Origin of the sequence: Pseudomonas sp. MYb185, assembly GCF_002979975.1 — a bacterium.
In the GTDB taxonomy this organism is placed as follows: Bacteria; Pseudomonadota; Gammaproteobacteria; order Pseudomonadales; family Pseudomonadaceae; genus Halopseudomonas.
This window is the reverse complement of record NZ_PCQD01000004.1, coordinates 1-5,909: the sequence shown is the minus strand read 5'-3', so window position 1 is coordinate 5,909 and position 5,909 is coordinate 1. Positions and strand designations below refer to the sequence as shown.

Here is a 5,909-nt window from a genome sequence, read left to right as displayed (position 1 = left end):
GCCCTGGCGATCCGGCGTGGTGTTGATATAGGCGTCGAACTCGTGGAAGGGAGCACGTTTTTCGTTCACCTGCTGTCGACGGTATTCGAACAGGGTAATCATGCCGGTGCGACGGTTGAGTTCCCATTTGGGGCCCTTGCCGGGTTTGGCCCAGAGACGGGGGAACTTGTGGATGATAAGAGAGGCAAGCCCCCAAATTAATAGACATGGCATACCTATCACTATAAACAAGGCGTGGTAACTATCTATGAAGTTATCAAGAAATCCACCTCTGTCCATAAATCCGCTTGTAAGCGCTACAAGGAACCCTACGCATAAAAAAAGGAAGAGAAAGCCAAACTTCCCAAAGACATTCAGAAACAACCAAAACTGAGATCTTGTTGCCCAAGGTGCATGGCGATAATGCTCATGATCACAACGATCATGAAAGTCTATTTTTTCCATTGGCTTGGGCTTGTAGGTACCTTTAGCCTTCTGCTCCTCCCTGCGTTTATACTCTTCTTCCCAAAAGCGCAAACTTTGCGGCTCTGGCCGCATGAAAACTTCCGGCACTAACTCCTGAGTATTGCCCCAAGGTAAACGTCTTCCCATTATACGTTTCAACCCTGACCGAAACCTGGTTGCCAACGGGCCTTGCAGCTTGGCAGGTGAATAGGCTGTAGATGCGTATCTGGAGGACTCCATCAAACCTCAGCTCCTAAGGTGCCATGGGTCTCCTGATCGGCCCATAGTAGTTGTTTGGTTTTTCTGAAATTCGGCTCGGCGTACTGCGCAGGATCAACTGGCGCAACCTTTGGCCCAGGCGCAGGGAAAGCCCAGACAGTATCCTGGAGTTTATCTTCCAACCTGAGTTGCGCCCTGACTTCCCAGTGATATTCGTCAATCAGTTGATAGCCCCGGCCATTCTGGTGCGTATTGGCGGGCGTATTGACATATAACGCCACGGCATCTTTAGTTACATGCGTGAGCAGCGGTGTACTCTGACTGGGCACCAATCGCAGACTTGACTGATGACTGCTACCTTGGGGAGTCGGTGTAATGGATATTTCCCGTCGTGCCAGACAGCAGCGTACAATCTTGTCCGGACGGCCTAGCTGCGCTGCCAGCCCAAGGATATTGGAAGTCACTGTGATGCGAGTGTTGGCACGCCTCATTAGCCCTTCTGGCGAACTATCGCCGTCAATACGCGCTCGTGGATCATGATCCGGATTATTCTCAATCTGGATTCTTATCCCCGTCAGCAAACCCACCAGCCGATAGAAGGCTTGATCAGGCTCCTCCAGATAACGAGGCGTAGAGCCCAGGAAAGGCAACATATCCGCAACACTGCGCATCGTGCTGCTGAGAGTGCCTTCTTCACCGAAGATACTGCCGGCCAACCAGTCCTCAAAATCTGTATTACTGAAAAGAGCCACTACCGTAGCCCCTCCAATGAGCAGTGCCACAGCAACAATACCCACCAGCCCAAAGAGCACAGAGCCACTCATTAAAACCGCACCTACGCCCAAAAGCCCACCTACAGCCATCATGTAATGCCCCCATATAGCACTGTCAGACCAGCGATCAGCATGAATGGCATCAGATAAACTCAAACCCGCGAGAAGTAAACCTGCTGCAACTTGGCTCAGCAAGCGGCCTGTCACCTCTTTGGTGATATGCGCAGCAAGCCTTATACCGAAAATACTTTCCAAGCGCTGCTGAGAAAAGGTTAGTAATGGCCGGCTAGCAACTCTGTAGATGGACTGGCTCCCTGCTGTTTTACCAGTCAACGCTTCTATGGCGATCAAAAGATCAACAAATGCCGACAATACCCCTATTTTCTGTCTGAAGCCTGAGCGCTCTAATCCATTTTGCGCATACTCCTCCATAGCCACCCGCACATTCCAAACCTCCATCATCAACACCATCGCAGAAAAGGGCCTGCTGTTCAGCGTTCGATGAGCCAGACCATCACGGGCACGTCTGAGGTTGTCCGTTGCCAGTTGCAGGGAAGTTCCCAAATGGCTTGCCCTGCCCTGCGAGGCAACCAGTGCTGAGCCGGCCAGCGTCTCTTGATGAATAGCCTGGTTAAGTTGACTGAGAGCTTCAGCAGTTCGGCTGTTACGTGGAACGGCGAAGTAGACACCGCTTTCCGGTACTACCGGCATCCCGGTCCGGCGTGCGGAACGGGCATTGGTGGTTCCGAGTGGCCTGCCGCTGCCATCCAGATACTGCCCATACATGCGTGCCGCCGCGGCGCCAGGGTCCACCTCTGGTAGATCTTCCAGGCCGAACAGGTAGTAGTCACGGATACTGGCTTGGCCGAGGTTACCTGCACGTACAAAAACGGCACCTTCGAAGGCTCTGGGCATGGTTTGGCGCAGATGCTCCGCCTGCATGCCATGCAGCCTGATATTCACCGTTCTGGCCTGCGCACCCAGCGCGCTCCGGTGGAGGATTTGGCTTTGCCTGGCGTTGTCGATAGTCGCCTGTTGTCGCGCTTGGGTCTGGCGGCTGTCCACGACCTGATTGGCCAGATCGATCATGCGGTTCTCGGCAGCTTGCACGGCGCCGTTCAATATTTCATTGATCCGACTCAGCACCATCATGCCCTGTCTGGCGCCCAGTTGTAGGGTGAAACTGTCCTGCAGTGCGCCGCTTGCCATGAGTGCAGCCAGGGTGATGCCGTCCAGCGTTTGCGTTTCCTGATCTGGAGCATCCTTATCCTCCAGGCTGGCGAGGATGGTAGCCCGGAAACCTCCATCACCCTGGTTGGGTTCTTCCCCGGGTGCCTGGTAGGTGGTGAACAGTTGATCATCCCTGATCGCGGGCCAGAGCATGACGTGCAAGGGATGCCGGTCATTATTGGCGATGCTCTGAAGCAACTGCTGAGCTGGGTTACGGCCGCTGCGGTGCAGGCTAAGCCCCGTCACGGCATCGTGGATCTCGCCGCTGAATGCCAGCGGGCCCAGCTGGGCAGCGGGGGTTGCGATGCAGGCCAACAACCGGACAGCGAAGAACATGGCTGCCTGGTAATCGAATCCATCCAGACTGAGATGGTCGGCGATACATTGCTGGTACTGCGCTGTCTTCAAGGCCTCGGCCAATGCCTGTTGGGCGTTTTCCAGCAGCTTGCCTACATGGGCGCGCTCCATGGCAGCCGTGGCGATATTGATCTCGCGCTTGCCATCATCATTCAGCTTGCTCCGCAGGCTTCGGGACAAGGGGTTCAGGTTGCCCCCGATGCGCGAAGGCACGGCAAGGTTGTGCAGCAGTAATGCACTGGCATGGTGAGGGTGCTCCATCGCCAGTCGTGTGCAATCCTTCAGCAACTCCTGCAAGTTATCGATGCGGCTGGCCAGGTGCCGCATGCGGTGCATGGGGTCAGGCAGCAGAATCGCGTGCAACTGGCGCTGGCGTGCCGACTGGAGAGCATCATCCTGTACTTCCTGGGCAGCCCAGATGGCGGTGGTTTCTGCACTGCAGCCATCCTGACAGGCTGACCAGGCCTCGGATTCGAACTGGTCCGATGGCTCGAGGGACTCCCCCTTGCGCCATGTGTTCACGGTTTCGCGTGTTCTCGCGAGCGCCTGCTGCGGATAGTTGCCTGTCAGATCACATATCAGGCGGGCCGGTTGGTCGAGCAGCCACTCGTGGCCGGGTTGGCGTTGGCGCTGGGGCGCACACAGACTCAGCGGGAAAGCAAACAGCTCCATGCCGTGTCGTGCCAGGCTGGCGCTGGCCGAGGCGTTTGTACCATCGCCGGTAAAAGCATGCAGCATGGCCGAGCCATCCGGGCTGCCCGCCCAGCGCTTCATGAATCCGGCTTCGGAGATCAGCAGATCGGGGCTTCGGGTGCGCGGTTCCAGTCGCAGTTCATGACTTTCCAGGTAAGCCAATCGGGCCGCGCTCAGTTGCACCTCGGAAAACATCAGCTGTACAGGGACCGCTCTGCGACCATTCCATTGGGCGGGCAACCAGATATCTTCCAGTGCTACGCCGCTAGCCTCGCGCTTGCCCGGTACGAACCCCTTGCCTTCACGATAGCCGGCGACATCAATATCGTGAAAGCGTGTTCCGGCATCGGTGAAACGTACCTCCAGCTCTCGCCAGAGTTTCTGATGGTAGAAAACATAGATATAGCCACTGCGCACCAGAACCGGTACGCCCAGGTCAGAAGAGCACCGTATGCCGGGCAAGGCGCTGCAGGGGATGACGGGTACAATCTGGTTGAGTTGGGCATCTTCCTGACGGGGGGTGGAGCGCAACCCTCGGGTCAAAGGTAAGCGGATGGGGCCTCCCGCTTCGCTGGCAATTTCCAGCGCCAGTGATTCTCCAGACATTTCCGCCCAATCCCACACTTTCAGCAGGCTGGAAAAGGCTTCCCCGTTGACTTCCTCTTCCACGGCTGCAGCGGTCACAGTGGTCAGCGGCGCACCTGCTCCGTCGCAGATCACCAGCTTCTGGGTCTCCGGGTGCTGTTTGCCGACAATTTCGACGATGAACTTGTCCGGCTCACAAGCTGGCCCTCTATCAAGAATGCAGATCTTACCGCTCATGCGTAATGCCCTCCTGGCTCAGTACCCGGCCCGCCAGCCAGCTGTTCAGGGAAATCTCTTCGTCATGCCCCGCAGCCAACCCTGACTCGATCCAATCCAGCACCTGAACCATGCCATGGCCTGGATGGTCTTGTATCCAGCGCCAGGCGAAATGCTCCAGGCCTTGTTTCCTCATTCGCTGTAATTGTTCTTCACCCAGGATCAGCGGCGTATCCAGTTCCGTGGTGCGCCGGTCCTGTTCATTGGTCAGCACATGCCAACGCTGCGCTCCTTCCAGTTCGTCCGCCCAGGTACCACCAAACCAGACGATCTGATCAAGCGGTCCCATCCAGCGGGGCTGCATAACGCCTGTGCAGGTTGGCAATAGATAGCTGGCCACACGCGGGTCGTAATAACGCAGCAATAGCTGGCGCTGCTGAAAGCGCACCTCCAGCAAGCTGCGCAAGTGATACACAACCTCATCCCGTGGGGTAGCAGAAGTGATGAGCAAACCTGCCAGGCATGCCGGGTCACGTTTAAGTCTATCTACCAGGCCACCTGTGGCCACGAGCCTGAACAGAATGGGAGACTGGTTGACCTGTGGCGAAAAGACCGTGCCGTCGAACAGCCTGATCGGGTCAGGATCAGGCTCCTCTTGATAGAGGGTCGCAAGCAACAGCGGTTGCGGCTCCGCCAGCCAGTAGATATCGCCGGAGAGTAGTGGCATTTGCGCCGTAGGCTGATAACTCATGAGCCGATGCCGCTTGCCTTTCTGCATGGGCAGTCAGCCAGTGGGCATTGCGCAGGGGTTCCGCCTCGTGGCTTCTGGCACAGCTCGACAAACGGCATGCTGTCACGACTGGCTTCCTTGAGCCTGACAGACAATAGCCCGCCCGGCTCATCTGTTTCTGCCGCTACCGTGTCGCCTGGCAACCTGGGTGCGGCACCCGAGCCTTTGCCCGGACTACCGCCAGAGTTCATCTTCACGCTCGGCCCGACCAGGGTGACACCACTGGGGTCGAGCTTGACGAAGCTGCCACCGACCTTGAAGGTGATTTCGCTGCCGGCTTCCAGTACCACTTTCATGCCGCTGGACAGGTGGATTTCCTGTCCGGCCTCGATGAACTGACCCTGGCCCAGCTTGATGTGCTGGTTGTTGCCAACGGTCAGATGATCATCGGCCTTGACCTCGGTTTTTCTATCACCGTGGGTGGTGTGGTGCTCTTCGGCCAGATTCTCGGTGTAGCGGTTGGCTTCGATACGCTCATGACGTTCGTTGCCGACCCGGATTTTCTGGTCGTGCTGGATATTCTGATCCCAGTCGCGCTGGGCATGGATGAAGATCTGTTCCTCGCCGGCCCGGTCTTCGATACGCAGTTCGTTGAAGCCCTC

General features: G+C 57.0%; 2 protein-coding genes and 2 pseudogenes. All 4 read right to left on the bottom strand.

From position 1 onward, the window contains the following. Nucleotides 1–591: pseudogene (locus CQ007_RS18915) on the bottom strand (hypothetical protein); the annotation flags it as partial. A gap of 92 nt (nt 592–683) precedes the next feature. Beyond that, nucleotides 684–4,538, bottom strand: coding sequence for a hypothetical protein (locus tag CQ007_RS06920; protein WP_105644534.1), 3,855 nt, complete (start codon nt 4,536–4,538; stop codon nt 684–686). Beyond that, nucleotides 4,528–5,295: a DUF4123 domain-containing protein gene (locus CQ007_RS06915; protein WP_105644532.1), complete on the bottom strand. Its 768-nt coding sequence runs from the start codon at nt 5,293–5,295 to the stop codon at nt 4,528–4,530. Before CQ007_RS06915 ends, CQ007_RS06920 begins: the two co-directional genes overlap by 11 nt. Further along, a pseudogene (locus tag CQ007_RS06910) lies at nt 5,265–5,909 on the bottom strand (type VI secretion system tip protein VgrG); the annotation flags it as partial. The pseudogene CQ007_RS06910 and the gene CQ007_RS06915, both read right to left, overlap by 31 nt.